Annotated in this window: 17 protein-coding genes, 2 pseudogenes and 1 other annotated feature; of the genes and pseudogenes, 3 read left to right on the top strand and 16 right to left on the bottom strand. The window is 37.8% G+C overall.

Annotated features, from left to right (window positions below; translation table 11 throughout):
* Nucleotides 1-3: 3 nt before the first annotated feature.
* From UB51_RS25165 to UB51_RS25095, 13 genes and pseudogenes are all read right to left on the bottom strand, one after another.
* Complete coding sequence (locus tag UB51_RS25165; protein ID WP_044879650.1) at nucleotides 4-1512, bottom strand: hypothetical protein; 1509 nt, start codon at nucleotides 1510-1512, stop codon at nucleotides 4-6.
* 2 nt (nucleotides 1513-1514) lie between these two features.
* On the bottom strand, nucleotides 1515-2570 hold the full coding sequence (locus tag UB51_RS25160) for a Wadjet anti-phage system protein JetD domain-containing protein (RefSeq protein WP_044879649.1): 1056 nt from the start codon (nucleotides 2568-2570) through the stop codon (nucleotides 1515-1517).
* 602 nt (nucleotides 2571-3172) lie between these two features.
* Entirely contained in the window at nucleotides 3173-4117 is a 945-nt protein-coding gene (locus tag UB51_RS25155) for a reverse transcriptase family protein (protein WP_052676075.1), read from the bottom strand.
* Between the two features lie 560 nt (nucleotides 4118-4677).
* Nucleotides 4678-5431 (bottom strand): annotated as a pseudogene (locus UB51_RS29495) (DUF3427 domain-containing protein); the annotation flags it as partial.
* A gap of 170 nt (nucleotides 5432-5601) precedes the next feature.
* A complete protein-coding gene (locus tag UB51_RS25135) occupies nucleotides 5602-8481 on the bottom strand; it encodes a DEAD/DEAH box helicase (RefSeq protein ID WP_082063250.1) in 2880 nt (959 codons plus the stop codon).
* Between the two features lie 122 nt (nucleotides 8482-8603).
* A complete protein-coding gene (locus tag UB51_RS25130) occupies nucleotides 8604-9011 on the bottom strand; it encodes a (deoxy)nucleoside triphosphate pyrophosphohydrolase (RefSeq protein ID WP_044879645.1) in 408 nt (135 codons plus the stop codon).
* 146 nt (nucleotides 9012-9157) lie between these two features.
* Nucleotides 9158-10036: pseudogene (locus UB51_RS25125) on the bottom strand (phospholipase D-like domain-containing protein); the annotation flags it as partial.
* A 373-nt stretch (nucleotides 10037-10409) separates the two neighbouring features.
* Nucleotides 10410-10958, bottom strand: a complete 549-nt coding sequence (locus UB51_RS25120; protein ID WP_044879643.1) for a hypothetical protein — start codon at nucleotides 10956-10958, stop codon at nucleotides 10410-10412.
* 361 nt (nucleotides 10959-11319) lie between these two features.
* Nucleotides 11320-12582: a tyrosine--tRNA ligase gene (tyrS, locus tag UB51_RS25115; RefSeq protein ID WP_044880437.1), complete on the bottom strand. Its 1263-nt coding sequence runs from the start codon at nucleotides 12580-12582 to the stop codon at nucleotides 11320-11322.
* Nucleotides 12583-12684: 102 nt separating this feature from the next.
* Nucleotides 12685-12907, bottom strand: a binding site (T-box leader).
* 87 nt (nucleotides 12908-12994) lie between these two features.
* A complete protein-coding gene (locus UB51_RS25110; protein ID WP_044879642.1) occupies nucleotides 12995-13507 on the bottom strand; it encodes a DUF6933 domain-containing protein in 513 nt (170 codons plus the stop codon).
* Between the two features lie 291 nt (nucleotides 13508-13798).
* The gene (locus UB51_RS25105; protein ID WP_044879641.1) at nucleotides 13799-14227 is read right to left on the bottom strand and encodes a helix-turn-helix domain-containing protein; all 429 of its coding nucleotides are present in this window, start codon (nucleotides 14225-14227) and stop codon (nucleotides 13799-13801) included.
* A 28-nt stretch (nucleotides 14228-14255) separates the two neighbouring features.
* Nucleotides 14256-14567 (bottom strand): DUF6932 family protein, encoded by a 312-nt coding sequence (locus tag UB51_RS28085; protein WP_445322348.1) that lies wholly within the window; start codon nucleotides 14565-14567, stop codon nucleotides 14256-14258.
* Between the two features lie 89 nt (nucleotides 14568-14656).
* Nucleotides 14657-15346, bottom strand: coding sequence for a pseudouridine synthase (locus UB51_RS25095; protein WP_044880435.1), 690 nt, complete (start codon nucleotides 15344-15346; stop codon nucleotides 14657-14659).
* Between the two features lie 417 nt (nucleotides 15347-15763).
* On the opposite strand from UB51_RS25095, the gene UB51_RS25090 reads away from it, so the two are divergent.
* The 3 genes from UB51_RS25090 to UB51_RS25080 all read left to right on the top strand — a co-directional run bounded on the left by UB51_RS25090 (nucleotide 15764) and on the right by UB51_RS25080 (nucleotide 18157).
* Nucleotides 15764-16240, top strand: coding sequence for a hypothetical protein (locus UB51_RS25090; RefSeq protein WP_044879640.1), 477 nt, complete (start codon nucleotides 15764-15766; stop codon nucleotides 16238-16240).
* A gap of 584 nt (nucleotides 16241-16824) precedes the next feature.
* On the top strand, nucleotides 16825-17394 hold the full coding sequence (locus UB51_RS25085) for an RNA polymerase sigma factor (protein ID WP_044879639.1): 570 nt from the start codon (nucleotides 16825-16827) through the stop codon (nucleotides 17392-17394).
* On the top strand, nucleotides 17387-18157 hold the full coding sequence (locus UB51_RS25080; RefSeq protein ID WP_044879638.1) for a DUF4367 domain-containing protein: 771 nt from the start codon (nucleotides 17387-17389) through the stop codon (nucleotides 18155-18157). Before UB51_RS25085 ends, UB51_RS25080 begins: the two co-directional genes overlap by 8 nt.
* A 139-nt stretch (nucleotides 18158-18296) precedes the next feature.
* Here the strand turns inward: UB51_RS25080 and UB51_RS25075 are convergent, their stop codons facing one another.
* The 3 genes from UB51_RS25075 to UB51_RS25065 all read right to left on the bottom strand — a co-directional run bounded on the left by UB51_RS25075 (nucleotide 18297) and on the right by UB51_RS25065 (nucleotide 20785).
* Complete coding sequence (locus UB51_RS25075) at nucleotides 18297-18773, bottom strand: hypothetical protein (protein WP_052676074.1); 477 nt, start codon at nucleotides 18771-18773, stop codon at nucleotides 18297-18299.
* Between the two features lie 238 nt (nucleotides 18774-19011).
* Entirely contained in the window at nucleotides 19012-19794 is a 783-nt protein-coding gene (locus UB51_RS25070; protein WP_044879637.1) for a tyrosine-protein phosphatase, read from the bottom strand.
* A gap of 115 nt (nucleotides 19795-19909) precedes the next feature.
* On the bottom strand, nucleotides 19910-20785 hold the full coding sequence (locus UB51_RS25065; RefSeq protein WP_044879636.1) for an anti-sigma-V factor RsiV: 876 nt from the start codon (nucleotides 20783-20785) through the stop codon (nucleotides 19910-19912).
* Nucleotides 20786-20799: the final 14 nt, after the last annotated feature.

Here is a 20799-nt window from a genome sequence, read left to right as displayed (position 1 = left end):
CACTCACCTCTCTACTATTGTAATGGTATATGGACTCATATCCAGGCCAGCACAGCGAACCCGTTCGGTCTGCTCAGACGAAATAATGGTCGTCCGCAGCTTCTTGCCACGCAAGCCCGCCAATTCGGGATCACTAGCGAGCAGGTTCTGGATCAGCATCTGGCATTCATCTGACCCTTTGCCACCCTCTTCAACTTGTTCCTGAACAGTAATCTCTGTATGAAAAAACTGCACCCATAAGTCCACCGCATTCGGTGTTCGAGCCCATCCTTCTAGTTCCTCTATGGTAAAGGCATCTGCACAGAAGGTGAAGCTCCCACGTTCTGCCAAAGCCTTGAAGATGGGTCTCCACAGATCAGTCACTTCCGTCCAAGGAATACCCTTAGGAACATATTGAACGGACTGGGCATCCTTATCTTCTTCCGACTCATCCATCAATAATTCTGAGACAAAACCAACATCCTGTTCTTCCCAAGCCCATGGGAGTGGGTAGACGAAGTCCTGATTCGGCGAGAACAACCCGCTGATCAAAATTTCCAAGCTATCGCCACTTGGCAAGCCTTCTTCTTTCACCCATTCCTCCCATACACTTGTACGGAAGTTAAAGCCTACGGCTCCCCAGAATAATTCAGGGAAATTCAATCTTAAATTGGTCTCGACCTCAAAAATATTTAATACGACCTCAGCTAACTTATCGTGCACTCGTCTAGAGAGCTCGACCCGTTCAGAGAGCATGCGGATCTCATTAAAGTCAATAACATCCTTCTCATCATTAGCCAGCCGGGCCAGTGAGCGGTGAATATTATCAAAATGTTTGCGTTCTTCATCAAACTGCTGATGGATTTCCTCTAGCCGTTGATGCCGCTTCACCCCGTATTCGCTAAAAATATGCTTCGGGTTACGGCGAAGAGCATTCCGGTATTCCTGCTGTTGCTGTGTCATTTTACGGACTCGGGAGATAAGTTCATTCACATCTTGGAGTGCCCTCGTCACGCGTCCATGCTTAATATGCATTTGAATCTCGAGCAATTTAATGCTGATCTGGAATTCTTCAATAATTTCATGGCTCATAAAAATAAGCTCCATAGCGTATTCAGAGAGCCGGTAGATCGTTCTACCACTCTCTTCCCAGCTGCTTCGCGTGGCATCCTCATCCACTGTGAAGTACTTATACTTCTGCACCAACATTTGTCGGGACGCATCGTCATAATAAAACGATTCAAAATCCCCGCCATTCCCGCTCCACAATAGACCGTCCACGAGACGCTCTACATATTCTGTCGTCCCAAGATTTGCGATGTTAAAGTGCTCTAGCGCTGTCCAGGCTAGGACTATAATATCATCCTTGGATCTTCTCTCATTGGATTCTAGTTCCAGATAATAGACTTGCAGCAAGACGCTCAATGCCACCATCTCTTTATATGGTTGCAACTCGCCAAGGTTCATACCCGCTCCCAAGTTCCACAAGGGATTGAGCCGTTTATTCCGTTCACCAAAATCCGACCAATTCATCCTTAAGTCAACCTCGCCATCACTTCATAATTTAATATTTCCTGCGGTACTCTACGGTTCTCATCCAGCAGTTGGTCAATGAACTCCCGTAGTTCCGGATACTCCGAGAACTCTTGCAGCACAGTAGTCAGATGATTCGGATTACAGCTCTGTTCCGTGTCATACGTATAAGTACTTCCGGTATGCTCCATCATCTGCTCATAAATGGGAATTGCCAATCTAAGATCTAAATCAGGATAACTGTGCTTCAGTTTGCCGTATATATCCCATCCTGCTCTGTCCATATCCCCCACATAGAACAAGATGATCCGAAGCGGATCAATATCCAACTCCTCCAGAAAGAGTAGGCTACTGTCAATCTTCCAACCCTCGCCATAAATCAGCATGTCGGGTGATAAGCCACATACCGTCTTCCCTTGTCGCATCAACTGTTTAGCAGAGTGGAAAAACGATTTATTCTCCACTATAAGAGTTATTGCTATTGTCTTGGCAGGTTGGACATAGTGAACAAAGGGCTCTCGAGCCACTACAGCTCTTAAGTCAGTAAGCGTTAGTCCGATTCTCCGAAGAAAACCTTCTCCTTCAGGTTCAGAGAGCCATTTTTCCCGACCAAACAGCTCCAACGATCTTTCTTCTCTAGTAATGACTTCCCGATCCTTTACGGTTAGCAGAAAAGTATAGACCTGTTCTATTCTCGTCCACACTTTCTCTACTTGTTCTTCCGGATGGTTATCGTAATAGCGCAAATCCAATAGGTCTTGCATCCTTAACATGGCCGAGCTATCCCAACCACCGGACGAAGGGGTACTTTCTGTTAACCAGTAAGCTGTATGTATAAAAGGAGGCTTATAGCTCTTCTGACTGGCGTGCACAGGAATCAAATAGTTATCTGTCAGCAGTTCCTCTATAGCGAACGCAAGGATAGTGAACCCTCCGTCAAGTTCATAGGCAGAGCGATCCGTATAAACGGTTTGAACAAACTCTTTTTCCAGCCAATCTAGCTTTATCTTACGCCTTTTATGGCGGACAACACCGAATTGACTCTCTATGATTTTCATTAATATCGTTCTCAGTAAAATCACCTCACTACATTGAAACCCATATTATTCCTCAAAGGGATAATATGGGCCTAAGATTACAAATTAACTTCTAAAAAACAAGAATATATGTTCAATTATAGAAATTAATTAAAGTTTTTTCTATTTGCACTATACAAAAATCCATTATGATAGGGCAACGATATTATTGACTCATTCGAACATCCCATCAGAGTAAAAATTTCTCAATAAGTTGGTTATGTGCTTTATAGTTAGTTAGCCCGAAAGATGAATACGTTACTCCGGTCTATCCCATGTTTATCAACGTCGTCACTACTTTACACTTAATCGTGACATTATAAGATAGGGATTTTAGTGGGATGCAATCGTAATCGACTTAACTAAATAATCAAGCACTGATTTTGAGGTTGAGCCTAAATATAATAAGACAATTTATTCAAACAAAAAAACCTTCCATTCGAAGGGTAGCTTTACATCTTATTAACTATCCTTATTAAAGAAAGATTACATCTTATTCCCCGTCAAAGCTTGGAATACCCTCATTTGAACTTTCATATTCATTTAAGAATTTGTGAATATTCCCGCTTCCCCAGTATTTCACTTTATTTTATTAGACTTCTTATTTCTTTGACCTTTTTGAGTATGTGAGGGAATTTTCTTTGTCTTTCTATTGATTTAATTGCGGATGAACATCCTTGGACTATATTACATAATTTTATAATATTTTTGGCTTCATTCATATCAGTTAAATCTGAATTGACAAGCTTATTAAAGTTAATATACATTTTGCCTTGCAACGGATTTGGTGCACTTAAAATATTATTATTCACTATTGTTCCAGTTATTCTAACACCTTTAGTATTTTTTAATAATATAGTTTTCTTAGGATTAACTTGTAAATTATAACTTTTTATTATTTCTACTATTTTATTTTTGAAATCTTTAATAATAATATTTTTTGAAGAGAATGTATTATCATCATAATAACATGAATAGGTAATATTATTATTAATTGATAGACTGTTAATGCTATTAAACATTTCAAAATAACACAAATAACTTAATATAGGACTTGTAGAATAACCTTGTGGCAAATACCTTGTATTTATTTCTGATTGTTCTGTTACTAATAATGTACAAATTTTAGCAACATCGATTGACATATTTAATTTATTCTTAAAAAAATTATAAACATATGTATCACTTGTTGAAGGAAAAAAATCTTTAAGATCAATTATCAAAAAAAACTTATTATCTTTATGCTTTGAAGCATTTTGTATATAATCTCTTTTTTTAATTCCACCAAAGACATAATCAGGTAAAACAATCTTTTGTAAAAAATAATTCAATCTTTTTAGAATATCTTTATACTCTTTTGAAGGATTATAAAGTAATCTAATTTTATTGTTTCCCATTTTTTTAGAAAACGGTAGTGTAATATAATATTTTTCTATCTCTTTAAGTTTGAATAATTCTATTTTTAATAATTCAGATAAATATTTTTTATTTTTAACCCCATATAAGGTGCAGACAGTATAATCTATCATATAACTCCTCTTTTAATTTGATAAATAAAGCAAGAGTTGATAATAAACGATAGAATTTGATAGAGTTCATCAGATATTCTGGCTAGTAAAAGTAGAATTCGGTGAATAAATAAGAATATATTAGGTAGTATTATAATAACACCTATAAAACTAAAATAACTATATACCTTCTTTAAATTAAACCCTCTACTAGTTCGTTTCTTAACACGGCTATTGCGACTATTCATATATATTCCTCCATTTTTGTTAGTAGGGCAATCGCCCCCTCTGCTTAACAAACTGAAGAATAATTTCGGGACTTTAGCCGTATCAACTCTTGCTCTTAAAACTCTGCTCAAGTTTTCAGTGAGCATAATTTTTATCGACATCCTATACCTTGTGCATACATCAGAACAACAACACATCGACGCATCGAATTATGAAATGCACATGGGGATATCATCCTATACCGCCTCTAGGGCAAATTTAAAATGCAGAGATATATTCCCATTATTAATCGCTAAATAAATATACTATATTTCGACATAATTTGGCAAGTTTTTCTAGTAATAATACCAATATTAATCCTCCCCATACACAATCTCCACCTTCACCATCTGCGGTGGCAACTCTTCCCTCAATCTCCACACAATACTCATCGGATTATTCCTCTCATGACTCACATAATCTGCTTCTCCTAAGAAGACAAACGGAGAGTTATATCTATCACTTTCTTTGAATTCCCGAACAAACAACGCTATGCGGTTACCTGTACACCGGTGATGGATATACGCTGAGCGGTCTTGGTGTCTTCAGAGACACTACTTGGTGTCTGCCAATGGAACAGCCTTTCATTGATCACATAATCTTCATAAAGTGTAGTTGGTGAGAAATCCTTATCGGACTTATTTAGTATAATGAAGAAGATATCGGTCTGCTCACTCACTCTCGAGATATTTCACACCTTCACGGAAGATGGTTGCTTTATCCCCATTCCAGTAGCCAAATGCTTCTAATATCTGATCCATACTGTACATACAGTGGATATCTAGTGGACAAGTGAAGGGGAATTCATGTTTCTTATCTACAAAATCAAGATGTTCCTCGTTATATTTTTGGATATCCACAAACTCATCCTTAAATTGAGAGCAGGCTAGAATTGCCTGAATACCTTCTTCGATACTTTTGAATCCCTGCAAACATGACTAACATGCGGTGCTTGTCATCGTCATGTGGCTGCATAGTATTATCCAAATAGTTAATTAAGAACTTCAACCATCTGCGAGAATTCAAGTTTAGCAGTACCGGAATGCGCTTCACGTGTTCGGGATGATCCCATTGGAATCATCCATATGAAAGTTGAATTAGATTATCGTGACAGTCTAACTTTTCAATAAACTATGAGAAAGTGTAGATATCCACATCGATTATTACAAAACTGATCGTTATCAATAGATATTAAAAAAGATGACTCCTGACACGATACAGGAATCATCACTTAACTCTTAGTAATCGGGATTCATTTTAATATATTCATACAAATTCTGCTCTACAGAAGTTTTTAGAAGCATATCCATATAGACGATAGGAACTTCTTTATTATTTTTCCACGGAGTCAATGTCTGCTGAATGGAGGATTGATCTGGAATAGCTCTTCCCAAATAGTAGAAGTCTTCATCTTTATTCACTCTGTTCACGAAAATGTGAATATCCACATTATTTTTTTCAGCGGAAATAATCTTTTGAACTTCACCGGACTTTAATGTTCGATTTCTTTTCGTATACCATTTGAATATGGTTGAAGATATGAACTCATCGCCATAATTTATAATCGTATCAGACTCAGCATCCTTATGGTATGTAACGAAAATTGGACAGGTATTATATTTCGTCCTATATCCATAAACGGTAGAACCTTCATCAGATTCCCAATTCAAGAGCTTACAAACATCTCTCCGGGTATATTTTTGGTATAAGGTCAATGAGGTGCTACTATCAAAGACTTTTGTTTTTTCCTTTGCACATAATATGACATCAAGAAACATTTCTTTGAATGTTTGGTTCGTATCCAAACTTCGTCTAATATCATCATTTAAATAGAACGCGCCATCTCTTAATATACAAATGGGTATATCCCCGTACTTCTTCCTCTGCTCTGCAATAAAAAAAGATAAATCCATCACTCTTCTGACAGATGACAATGTATTCGGATCTGTTCGACAGTTCAATTGTTCTAGCGTCATGACATAATCATCATAGGCAACTTGACCATCTTGAACTAATAACTCTAGCAAAATAATCTCATGTATTCGTTTCCCATCGAGCATTTCTAAAGAAAGCATAGCTAGCACCTGTTGTTCATATGAAGTTAAGACTGGAATATCTTCATTAATCCTTATTAAGAATTGATAGTAACTCTTATAACGCTTCACAATAACAATAGGATCAATAGATCCATTCGTAATAAAATCATGCAATGTTGGCCTGTGACCGATCCTATTCTTCAATTCATGGAAGGCTTCTTTCAATTTCCTTAATTCAGTTAAATTGTTATTCGTAATCGATTTATAAATTCGTTCATTTGCTATTTCTTCGAAATTAATGGTTGAGACGCCATGAATATAGCTCTTATCCTTCATTATTCTCCGTATAGTATCTTTATTCAAAGATTTATCGCCAGATAATGCTATTGGGATTAAATAATTATTCCTATAATTCCCGATGAAATCAATGATCGTTACGAACTCTTTATCCTCATGTTTACGAAGTCCACGCCCCAGTTGTTGAATAAAAATAATGCTCGATTGGGTTTGTCTTAACATCACGACTTGGTTAACACTCGGAATATCGATTCCTTCATTAAATATTTCTACCGTTACGATATAATCGATTGTTCCCTTCTCAAGGGCTCGTATTTGGATTTCTCGATCCTCTACACCATCATCACCCGTTAATGCAACCGTTCGATATCCTTTATCATTGAACATCTCAGATAGGTTTATAGCCTCCTCTTTCCGGCTGCAAAATATTAATCCCTTCACCTTAACACCAGAAAACCCATAATACTCAAGTTTATCAATGATATGATCTACACGTTCATCATTTACAAGCTTTGATAATTTAGAGGAATCATCAATTGTTTCTCCATTCATTTCAAAATCAGTTACACCGAAATAATGGAAAGGACAGAGCATATCTTCTTCAAGAGCAGCTTGTAATCGAATTTCATAAGCTACATTGTTATCAAACAACTGATAGATATTGAAATCATCCGATCTCTCTGGTGTTGCTGTCATTCCGAGCATAAATTGAGGGTTGAAATATTCAAGGACTTTACGATATGATCTCGCACCTGCTTTATGTACTTCATCGATTAAGATATAGTCGAACGCTTTGGGATCAAACTGACTCAGAACATCTGGCTTTGACATCGTCTGAATTGTTGCGAATAAATACTTTGCATGTATGTTCTTCTCTGTACTCGATAGTAATCCAAAATCTTGATCTACGCCGCCTACTACATTCATATAGTCCGATTTAGCTTTAAGTAAAATCTGTTCTCGGTGTACGATAAATAACAATCGTTTAGGATTGAAGTTCCTAACATCGAACGCTGACAAATATGTTTTCCCTGTTCCCGTAGCAGAAATCACTAATGCCCTCTTCTGACTCGCATCACGTACTGCTTGTATACTTTCAAGTGCAGCTAATTGCATTTTATTTGGTTCAATCGTATGAAGTACTGCTTGTTTATCTTTCTCGACTATCGTTGTTAATTCTTCTTTCAGTATGTTTCTAGCTTGATATTCCACATAGATCTTCTCGTAATTCAATATCCATTCTTCTGTTAGAATATTTGCACCATTCCATACTTCTTCAAACTGAGTACGAATCTGAAGTAGGAACTCATCCTGCGGATTCAACTTAAGTCTAACGTTCCATTCATAATTGATCTTCAAAGCTTGCACTGTTAAATTAGCACTGCCAATAATTAATGCATGATCGGCATCCTTATTAAAAATATAACCCTTTGAATGAAATCCTTTTAAATCCGTAAGACGAACATCCATATTCTCTATTTTTAAAAGTTCTCGAAATACTTTAGGGTTATTAAAATATAAGTATGTTGATGTTAATAACCTTCCACTAATTCCTTTCCCCTTTAAATCAAGTAAATAAGATTTGAGTGTTGCAAGACCACTTTCTGTTACAAAAGCTACAATAAACATGAATGACTGACAATGTGTCAATTCTTCTATTACCGAGGACAATATATTTTCATTCTTTACTGGATTATTAATTAACAATTGAGGGGAATATTTTACGAGTGAACCGTCAACTGGTGATAGAACGGTATTCTCAAAGTTAAGAGCTACGCTAGTCATGTAATTTCCACTCACCTTAATTTTTAGCATAATTGTATAATTATTAATCCATTAGCACAATCCAGTATATTACAAAAAGACAACCTACATACAAATGCAGATTGTCCTAAATTCCGAATAAATTATATGGTACTGTCAACTCGATGGTTCATAATCTTCTGGATCGCTGGGATATCAGCAGGAGCCCAATCCAATATGTTTAACTCAGCTCGTGATAACCATTTAATCGCAACATGCTCTGTTAACGTCGGTGTCCCCTCAATTAATCTACAATAATATGTAGTTAAATGAACGATGCCAAAGTCATATTCGTAGGTTGTATCTTCAACATGATCACCAATTTCGACTTGGCAATTCATTTCTTCATGTATCTCACGTTTTAAAGCTTCTTCCGGAGTTTCACCACTTTCAATCTTGCCACCTGGGAATTCCCACTTTAGAGGTAATGATTTACTCACTCCTCTTTGAGCACATAGTATTTTATCTTCATTTACAATAACTGCTCCGACGACAAAAATATCCTTTTTCATAAATCCACCTACCCAAATTATAGACTTATTTTATGCTCTCAGTTCTTTCTAACAATAAAATATATTGTATCATACCAATAAAGGATAATGATGTACACAACCAACAATATAATACCTAATGTTCAACAAGATTAGGCGATCATCACATCCTCGGAGGAAAAGCTCTTAAACTCCCTATCATTCCAATAGCTCTCGAAGGTCGCTTCGATCTTCTTGAGTACATCGTACGAGTCCTTCTCGGTCACCTTCAAATTCCACTCTAACCCACTGGTAAGCGCCGGATTGGATAGGTTGGATGAGCCGACATAGGCCGTGGTGAAACCCGTATCTCTTTTAAAAACATAAGCCTTCGCATGTAACCGCGTCCGACCACTGTCATAGGATATTTGGATCTCGGTATTGGGGAGATTACTAAGCTCGATCACGGCTTTCATATCCGTAGCTTCCATATATGTCGTTGTAATGACGCGCAGCTGTCCACCATTTGCAGTAAACTGCTCGAACTGCTCCATTAGACAGCGCAGACCGCTCCATTTGATAAAAGATACAAGCAGATCGATTCGATCCGCCGTTACATTTTCACGTTTCAGTTCATGTAGCATATTAGGTTCAGAATGAGACCCGGTAAAAAGAGAGCTTTGAGATAGGGGTGTGACAGGTCTCAGCACCTTCTCTTCCTTGATCCCACGGATATGATTTAACTTCGAATACACATAGGTGAGTACTTCACCTTGTTCATCTAACAGGAGCTCGTTGTACTCTTCGTGCCCTAGCGTGTTCTTTAATGTGTCGATAATCTCATTACAGATCCGAATTTGCGCCAATACCGCTTCTTCATCGCTGCTTTGTTCCCGCACGACTTTAAATGCCCTACGGGTCACCATAGCCAAATAATTGGACAGCATCTTCCGCGCTTCTTCCGCATCTAACGGTTCTCTACCAATCTCATAGCGTTCCGGGTCCAAAGCAGATAACTGCTGCGACGTTATATTATTAATGATTTGCTCATAGAGTCCTTGTTTCATGACTTTACCTCATTTATGTAGAATGATGTGTCTCTTAGTCAGGATTCGACATATAGAGTGGATAACCTTTATGGACATTGTTTTCCATGAGTATGTATACAACAATATTTCTTATTATGGTGAATGATCATGGAACGATACAGTCATTTGTTTATCCGAGTATAGAAACCTTATTTAACTCTCTTTACTTTTATCCTAACATACAAGAAACTCAATACCATGTAGGCATTGAGTTTCTTGTATGTAAATTCTAGGCTCCCCTTGTTATTATCATTAAATTTTAGAATTGAAGGTTGCCTTATCTATCTTCAATTGTTGCTTTAGTATTCTACTGAATAATGCTGGAGAAACGCTACGAGCAAACGTCCAGCCATCATTCTGTATCTTCATTTTCTTTATATTCTTGTATGGCATTGCAGATTCGTACGATAATATTTATATTTTTGTCGTTGTTAGTTGGATTATTAGGCAAATATAAACCCCAATCCTTGTACCCATCTTCAGTACTTACAAATCCAGATGCATAAGCTCCCGTGCCACCTATTTTTCCATCTTCTAAAGTAAGCCCATCTTCATGAAACACAGCTGTTAATATGTTTTCTGCTCCCAGGAAGAATACAGGATATTTTATATTTTTGAAAAAATCTCTATACTCTTCTTGGGCTGCTTCTTCAAAACTTTCTTTAGAAATTATTAATCCATCCAATTGTTGATTATCATCTTCAACTAGATCTTGAAGACTTGTCTTCACGTAATTTACATTATCAATTGCTGCAATGTGATTAGTTCCTATTACAGCTATCTTTAAAGCGATAGAGGGACCACTTGGGGTTTCATGCTCAGAAATCGCTTCTTTTTGATTCGTACAGCTGACCAAAATAGTAAAAAATATTAAGAGAAGTAAACATAATTTTTTAGTCATTGAGACTTCCCCTTTTTCTTGTTATCCGTTGTGAGTTTCCTTTCTAAGCTTCATGTCACGTACATAAGTAGATACATAATATTATAAACTTCCTCCAAAGTAAATAATTAGTAATTATGAATCTATTTAGAAATAGATTGTTTGCTGAGTCGAAAACGCTAGACCAAAGGAATGCTATCTAAAAAAAACATTCCACTAATTGAGAACCGAAAATTCTAAGGTGGATTACAGCATATGTAACACACAAAAACCGAGGTCCCCATGTCATGGATTCCCCGGTTAATAGTAGTGTGCATATATGTGGATCATACCCACGAACAAGATAGTTCTCAATCTGTTGCTCGTTATAACGGAAGCCCGCTTAATCCACTAATCTAATTAGACTATACTTCTTTTTACCTTTACGAATAATGATGAACCGACCATCGAATGATTTGTCTACGGTCACTTCCGTGTTTAAATCCTCTACTCGTTCACCATTCATGGTGATCGCTCCATTATTAATATCTTCTCTTGCCTGACGCTTAGACGGTTCGATACCTAGATCTACTAACCAGTCCACAATATTCTTTGTTTCTTTGGCAGCTTCGAACGTAGGCATTTCTTTAAATCCTTGTTCAATTTCATCTGCTGTTAATGATTTAATGTCTCCACTAAATAAGGCTTCCGAGATTTTAATGGCTTGTGTTAAAGCTTCTTCATTATGAACGAATTTGGTCATCTCTTCCGCAAGTACTCGTTGAGCTACACGCTTACCAGGTTCTGTTGTAACCTTATTCTCTAATTCAATAATGGCTTCTTTAGATAGGAATGTGAAGTATTTCAGGTATTTAATCACATCACGGTCATCTGTATTTAACCAGAATTGGTAGAATTCATATGGAGATGTTTTATCAGGATCTAGCCAGATCGCCCCGCCTGCCGTTTTACCAAATTTCGTGCCATCTGATTTCAACATTAATGGAATCGTTAATCCGAATGCCTTCGCTTCTGGACCTTCTTTTTTACGAATCAAGTCTAGACCACTCGTGATATTACCCCATTGATCAGATCCACCAATCTGTAATTGAACTCCTTCTTCTGCATACAGATGATGGAAGTCCATGGACTGGAGAATTTGGTAAGTGAATTCAGTAAATGAAATCCCACTATCTAAGCGACTTGATACAACATCTTTGGCCAGCATCGCATTGATGCTGAAATTCTTTCCATAATCACGTAAAAAGTCGATAATGTTTAATGAATGCGTCCAGTCATAGTTGTTTACCATTTTCAGTTGAGCATCGCTATCGGTGTCAAATAGCTTCTTCATCTGTGCGGTAAGTGCGTTCACATTATCTTGTACTTGCTCTAATGTCTGTAATTGACGTTCTGATTGACGTCCACTTGGATCACCAATGGTTCCTGTCGCTCCACCAATTAAGATAACAGGTAGATGTCCAAATGATTGGAATCGTTTCATCATCATGAATGGAATTAAATGTCCAATATGCATGCTATCACCGGTTGGATCGACACCACAGTACAGAGCAATCTTCTTCTCACTGACTAATTCACGTAATCCTTCTGCATCTGTCTGTTGGTTAATCGCGTCGCGCCATTCTAGCTCATCAATAATATTCATGTTACTCATCATCATCCAGCCCCTTTATATATAAGTGTTGATTGATCCCCTATACGTCCAATAACGCCATTACGCAAAAATCGCCCCTATGTCTACAATAGACATAGGGACGATTCATTAACCGTGTTACCACCCAAATTGCATAAATAGTGCTACAAGCTACTATTCATACCACTCTTAGCCATATTATCGTTGGCTAGTCCGCTTAGTGTTACCTAAGATACTCCAGAGTGTAATTCACAAAACTGTTTGTACTAGGTCACATCAACCCCTAGCTTTCTGAACAACAGTGACAGTTTGCTACTCATTCCTTCAACGTATACCGTATATTAGATTAAAGTCAGTATAGAGAATGAGAAGTCAGTTGTCAATCCGGTGGATATTGTCCTAACCATAAACAAGGCATTTTTTCTTAGGCCTCTATCTTACTCATTTCCTTATTCAATAAATCTATAGGGTGTGCATAACCCAGTGTTCCGCACATCAAATTATTACCTACCCATCTGTTAAGTTCTATTAAATTGAGATGATCATTGGGTATGAATTCTTCGATTTCCCATGTTATAGAAATAAGGAATTCACTTATTTGACTTAGAATACTTCTATCATGTGTCTTTGTATAAATAACTTCCCCACAATTATCCATATAAGTATCTACTTTATTCTCTGAGAAACCCTCAGCAAGGAATGTTTCTCTTATAGCACTCAGAACAATACTTTCAAACTTTTTGAAGTGCTCAGCCTTTAAACCGTATAACACAATGCAGTATCGCGTTTGATTATTCATTAGAATAACGCCTTTTCGTCTATCAAACATAAACAAATTGGCATGCCATTCATAGAAAGGCTCTCGCTTCATAGGCACAACATCATTTGTCTTTATTTTCATTGCCTCAGAACATTTTTTAGTACATTCAATAAACATACCTTCACCTCATACTTTCATCTATACTTTCCTGAAAGAAATCAGAATATTGATTTGCTCATAGAGTCCTTATTTCGTGAAGTTACCTCATTTGCGATAGAGTAATGTGACTCTTAGTCAGGATTCGACAGGAGAGTGCATAACCTCTATAAACATAGTTTCACAAATGATTATATACAACAATAATTTCCTTCCTACATACAACAAACTCAATGCCTACATGGCATTGAGTTTGTTGTTCATAGAATAGAATCTGTATCCTTGGATCATTGACGTGTCACAAAACACGCCTTATCCTGCGACAACCTCAATATTTATCGTTGCCTTCATCCCCATTGCGCTCATCACAGCTTCAATTTTCTCGGCAGTGGCTCCATAATACTCGTTCCGCTCATCTCGGGAAACCTGTGCATCCGATACTCCCAGTTTTCTAGCTAGGTCGGATTGAGACATATTTATATAAATTCTAAATGCAATGAGGCTTTTTCCTATATCCGTAAACTTGTAAATTGGATTAAATGAACCCCTTTTTATTCTTTCATAGTACTCCACTTCTTCCTTTAATTGTTCGTGGAATGATATTAGTGGTTCAATCGCCATATCAATCTGCTCATCATTTAGACCCATTTCTTTAAATCGCATCTTTTCTCTCGCAATAAAATCCTTATCTTGTTTCAACTTTTCCTGTGCTTTTTGGTAAGCTGCTTCGTTTTTTATCAACTTTCTCAGCTCCTCTATTTAATAACTTTTACAATTCCCTTTGGTTCAAATGAATCGCGTGTTTTTCTAAATTAAACTCCCTTACAATGTCGGGCAAGGTTCTGACGTCTGCTACAAAATAACCATCAATATCACCGGGGCTCGCTTTGTCTTCAACAAACGAACCATCTATAAAAATGTCCATTATACCGACTCTCCAAAGTTGATTAACCAATACCTCCAAGTTATTTACTAAAGTCATCATTGTATTCGTATCCCATGGAGATCCATCTTTAGGGCCTGTTACAAGCAAAGAAGTACGTAATTGATCTAATGTCATAGAGTAGTCTTGTGCATACAAAAGAATTTAATATACAATAATGTTAAATTGACAAATTTGTTAATTTAATTATAACTTGCTTATTCTAGATGTCAAGTCTATTCCCCCATCTAACCCAATTGAGATTCAAGTACCTCTAACTCTTCCGATGTGAGATCTCTCCATTGCCCTTGTTCAATGCCGTTCATGGTAATATTCATAATTCGAATCCGTTCGAGCTTTAGCACTCGGTATCCGAGAGCCTTGCACATTCTACGAATTTGAAGATTCAGACCTTGAGTTAAGATAATCCGGAACTCATACTCATTCATTCGGAACATGTCACAGGGTTTCGTTCTTACGCCGAGAATGTCCACGCCACTAGACATATTGTGTAGAAATTCGACTGTAATTGATTTGTCTATGGTCACCACATACTCTTTCTCGTGACCATACTCTGAACGCATCATTTTATTGACGATATCCCCATCGTTGGTTAATAATATCAATCCCTCCGACGCCTTATCTAATCTCCCAACAGCAAAAATCCGAGAAGGATGGTTGACGAATTCAATGATATTTCCCGCTACATGGGGTGCTGCCGTACACGTAATCCCTATCGGCTTATTGAGTACGATATAGATGGGTTCCGCTTTACTCGGTATCGGTTGACCATCAATAAGCACAATATCCTCAGGGCCTACATGGGCACCTGGCTCACATATCACATCATTGATACTGATTCTACTAGCAGCGATTAAGCGGTCCGTCTCCCGCCTAGAACAATAACCTGTCTCACTAATATACTTATTGATTCTTATCAAGTAATACAGCTCCATCTACCATGTAATTACTTCCCATCCATCCGCTACAGTAAATTTTATGTATAGCTCTTACTCGTCTTGCAGGTTGCTCAGTGATCTATCGGCACCTCAGCACGCTCCAGTCATCCATTCTACCATAATACTGAATCTCGATTTCTCCATATGGTTTAAACTGTTGCAGTGACTAATCGAGTGCGACATATTTACACGCCTTGACCTCATTGGATTTCTTCATACAACATGCGGTAGATGGGAACAGCACTCTACATGGGTTGCAGAGGATAGGATAATTACATTAGACTATAACAAACAGGCTACTAAATGACATGTATTCATTTCTTATCAATTCCATCGAATTCATCATAGAATTATTCTAATATATAAGAACTAGCCCACTATGAAGGAGTTATGCATATGAGTTTCTTAAAAGGACTTGGTAATATCGCAGGTGAAGTAACAGGCAGAGTGATCGGCGGGAGCGTCCGCGTGGTTGGTGAAATTACAGGTAGTCGCTTCGTTAAGGAGATCGGCGATAGCGTTGAGAATGCTACGATTATAGCAGGAAGAACAGCCGGGGACTTAGCCAGTGGCGTGTATGATACGACAGCAGGTCTGATAACAAATAACGAGGAACAATCCAAGAATGGAATGAAAGATATCGGTGGTGCCATAACAACAACTGCTAATGGTGTTGTCAGTTCCGTGAAATACACCTACACCAATGGTAAGGAAGTGGTCGTAGGTTTCACAGAAAATGATAATACGAAAGTTAAAGACGGTGCTAAAGGTTTAATTAGAGTTGCCGCCGTAGCTACTTTGGCCGTTGGTATATTAGATGTTATGGACGGTGCGGACGGATTAGAACATACGGATGGTCCAACAATTGAATAGCTGATGCAGAACCTACCATCTAATCTTTCGATTCTACTGAGATAACCTCCAACAAGAATCCGTACATGACGTTCGACCTCATGTACGGATTCTATTATACAACGTTGCTGGTCTAGTATCTTTCTGTAAATTATAAACACCAAGAAGAAACGGTTACCATCCTTAAAGGAATGTAACCGTTTCCATTAGAAATATGCAAAGTATCTTTGAAACTTATGCCTGGACTATTGTTTGGATTCAGCGCTGTGAGTTGATTCACTATAGCATCGTACCGACAAGAACAGTGTAAGACACGCAGCCGTACTCATTAGCCATATTTGTTTTCTCTTTTTCAAAATGATATCACTCCCTCTATAAAGTAATGTTTCTTTCTTTCACGTGCGTTAGATCTCGTCAACCCAATGTTTTATAATAACTTATATGTAATAATTTGTTGTATACTATATTAACGAACCTATCTACCATAAACTAACGAAAATATCTAAAGAAAGTTAAGTACAACGTCAGAGGTAGTCCATCACATACAAACACCCCAGCGATCTTCTGTCCACTACTACAATTCAAAACGATTCGGGGTATATCCTATGGAACAATGGCTCTTTCTATTGCGCAGTAAAATTGAGGAATTAGATATAAATACGCAACAATTCATTTATGACTCCTTTTACAAGCAACTTTATGCCGATATTTACTTCCTCATTCGTGACCACGGTATAACCGAAGACATCATCCAAGATGCCTTCTTAAAAGTAACTTCATCAGCCCCCAAACTCAAACACGATACCCATCTCAAGAGCTGGGTTAGACGGGTAACTCGCAATTGCGCTATCGATTGGATAAGAAAAAATAAAAAAAATCGTCAAGAATATGAGTATTTAGACGTTAATATAAGCAACAGTATGTTTAACGAAGAAATAAGTGTAGCTAGCGAGATAGAGAACAACACGAGAGACGAACTGTTACACCAGGCGCTCAATGAATTAAAGCCAAGCTACCGTATCATACTTCTCATGTTCTATTGGGAACAGAAATCGTATAAGGAAATTTGCAACGAATTAGCTATAACAGAGCAAGTTCTTACCCAACGATTAGCTCGAGCGCGCAAGAAATTGTTTCAACATTTCTCAAGAAAATGGGTTGATGACAATGAATAGTATCCATGATCATGAAGACCAAGATATGAAGGAACTTGTCACCAAGCTTTACAATGATATTGTAATACCTAACCCCACTCCTTCATGGAACAAAGTCCGCATTCAATTGGAACAACGCCGCAAACGAAAAAAGTGGCTGTCCCGTGTTAAGTTGGTTTCCGGAATTGTAGCCGCTTCATTACTTGTTAATATTCTGGTTACTGGGAATATGACCACTTATGCCAAAGTAGCTGGATTATTTAGAGACATTCAGGAACAGGTTATAGAGATTTTTTTCCAAAACTCAACGCATGAACCCAATCCTACAGATGCTAAAACACCACCTCCTGTTGATTCAGCCCATTCAGAGCCAAACACCAGTTCAACTGAAATCATTACATTAGAAGAAGCAAATTCGAAGCTATCCTTCCCTTTACTCCTTCCTACTTACGTACCCGATAGCTTTAGATTGGATCATACTCGGATTTCTAAAGAAGCAGATGGGGAATATACAAGTGTCTACTTGGGATATGTAAGTGATCGCGGCGATTCATTGAAAGTAACTGAACTAGAACTGAATGAACAGACAACGATTAAAATGGAAGTCCATGCGGAATCAGGCACGATCGAGGAAATCCAATTAGGGGATAACCTCGCTATCCTCGTTGCTACTCCTGAAGGTTATACAACACTGGAATGGTTAAGTATGGATAGGCTCAAAATTACGATTTCAGGAAATATTTCTACTGAAGAAATTATAAAAGTCGGAACTTCTATGCAGTAAACAAGAAAAAACGGCTTAGCCGTCCATGATGGGACGGTAACCGTTTCTCGTAGAAATATAAACAAAGTATAGTGAAAATTTAAATTTTCTTGTATTTAAAAGCGAACGGGCATGAATGCCCATTCGCCTTATTGAAGAACTATTGAGTTACTAACTCAGATGAAGAGTAACGTGTTCCACTCTCCTGAACTGTCCCCTTCTTAATCCAATAATATCCTTTGATGCGGTAATAATAGCCTGATTGAGCCGAAATATTTATGTTTGCCTGATACACATAATCTATTTTCGATTCTTCTTTCGACGCTCCAGTGTAAACATCAATCCACGTAGACCCAGTCCAACGTTGTAAGGTAAGCTGAACCCCAATTTTATCCACACCTTCAACTGCGTATGTTTCCCCTCGCATACTTATCTTTCCATCCGAAACCGTTATGTAGCTCGTACCATTACTAAGGTACTTAAAACTAGGATCAAAGGTGGTAAAGAGGCTTATATCCGTAGGCGCTGGTATAGTCTTAGCTTCTGATTCGGATTCGCTAGCAAAAATTTGACCGGGCATGAAAAGGCCGAATATGATAGCAACAAGCATAAATCTTCTGAAAACGTTTTTAAACATTCAATCTCCTCCTTCATTGGTATATCTATATAACGTTGTTCTTCTTACAACCTAACGTTTTTTTCATAGATTTTTTCTATTTTTTATAAAATAGATATTATTTCACCTTTTAATCAATTTATTGCTAAAATATATACTAAAATCAAGACAAAATATTATAACTCGACATATTTCCATCGAACATAACAAAAAAGACCACCTCTAACCGAAAAAATCTGGTTTTCTTGGTCTTCAAAATTTATTTGTTTGGGAAATAGGATAGCAATCGACGTATAACACCCTCTAAAAGAGGTGGTTCTGGTTTACTGCTAAAAGGCTTATCTTCAATCACACACTGCGCATTGTTCAAAAAATAGTTCTCCCACGGCTTCCCCATACGCCCACGGATCACATCATAGGCTTCGCGTAACCGAAACCCTCTACGTTCCATATGATGGGCATCCGATGAAACGATATGAATGAGACCACTTCTGCATAGCGACCAAGCCGCCTTCTCGATTCGTCTACCAAAACCACCCAGTAACGAATGTGTGGTCACTTGCGCGAAAGCGCCTCTCTCAATGAGTTCGGCCAGTCGCTCTGGATGCTTCACAATTTCTGCATTCCGTTCAGGATGAGCAATAATGGGCTTTAACTTCAGAATGTTCAGCTCATGGATCAACTCATCTATCTCCATCGGTATGCGCGAAGATGGCATCTCAATCAGCACATAATGAGAATCAGCGAGTGGAAGTAATTCATTCCTGAACCACGCGTCTAGTAAATCTCCATGCACGCGAATTTCCTGTCCGGTCGCAATCGTTACAGGCACTCCCTCTGCTATTAATTGCTCATTAATAGATCGGGTGAGCGCTACAACTTCGTCTGCACTATTGATATATTGTCCATTGGCATGATGTGGCGTTGCGATCAGCGTTGTAATGCCCTCAAGAGCAGCTGCTCTGGCCATATTCAATGTATCATCCCAATTCGCCGCCCCGTCATCCACTCCAGGCAGTATATGTGTATGAATATCTATCATGTCAGTCATCACATCCTATAACCATATATTCAGACTCACCTGCAGAGATAAGCTTGTGCATATTCTATCACATGAGGAATATATAATCTGCTGTCACGATAGGTCTCCCAATGGTTTATTTAATGTACTTATTGCTAACCAGAGCATCATTAATGACATCTGTAGGAATTATAAATTCTACAAGACCCATGTAGCCTGGAGCGACGTCATATTTATTAAAGGATATAACCAACTGACCCTTATCATTAATATAGAAATCTTGATCTTTATTTATGCCCTCAAACTCTTCTACTGGAGCATCATCTTGTTCCGTTGAAATCCAATAGATCTTGTCTTGATCCGCCTTCATTTGTGCTCTCATCTGTTCTTTAATATTGTCACTAATTACGCTAACATATCGATCATCCTTGAATAGCATAGGCAGGCTCAATAATACTTGATTTTCCTTATCAATCGTATCGTGCATCATCACTGTTGACGATGAACCTACGGTATTCATAACGTATCTACCGATAGCAAATATCGTTTGTGTATCTGTTTTAACCTCGAATCCCGTATCCAGTCCTAGATGACCATTTCCTTCTTTCTTTAATGATTCCACTTCAACCAGAAACTCATCATAGAGTTTTTTGTTTTCTTTGAGATATTTCTCATTTAGACCCATCTCTAACTCTTTATTATCTAAGTTGGTTATGATCGGTACCTTTACGTTTGCCTGATAGCCTTTATCGTCCATTGTATATTCTCTGAAAGTCAGCACTTTGACAATACTGTCTATCACGGGTATGGAGGAGAAGGCATTGGCAACGGAAGCGCTAGTGTTAATACCAATCACGAAGAATATGGCTGCCGCACTGATTCCAGATATCCATTTGTAACTAACCTTTTTCTTCATCGCTTTCTTTAACGCATGGCCTACTACGAAATCCAGTTCGTCCGGAATAGGTACTTGTTTATATTCTTGCATTGATTGTTTTATTTTTTCATCCATCCTACTTTATCTCC

It is taken from the genome of Paenibacillus sp. IHBB 10380 (assembly GCF_000949425.1).
In the GTDB taxonomy this organism is placed as follows: domain Bacteria; phylum Bacillota; class Bacilli; order Paenibacillales; family Paenibacillaceae; genus Paenibacillus_AQ.
This window is presented reverse-complemented; position numbering and strand designations above follow the sequence as displayed.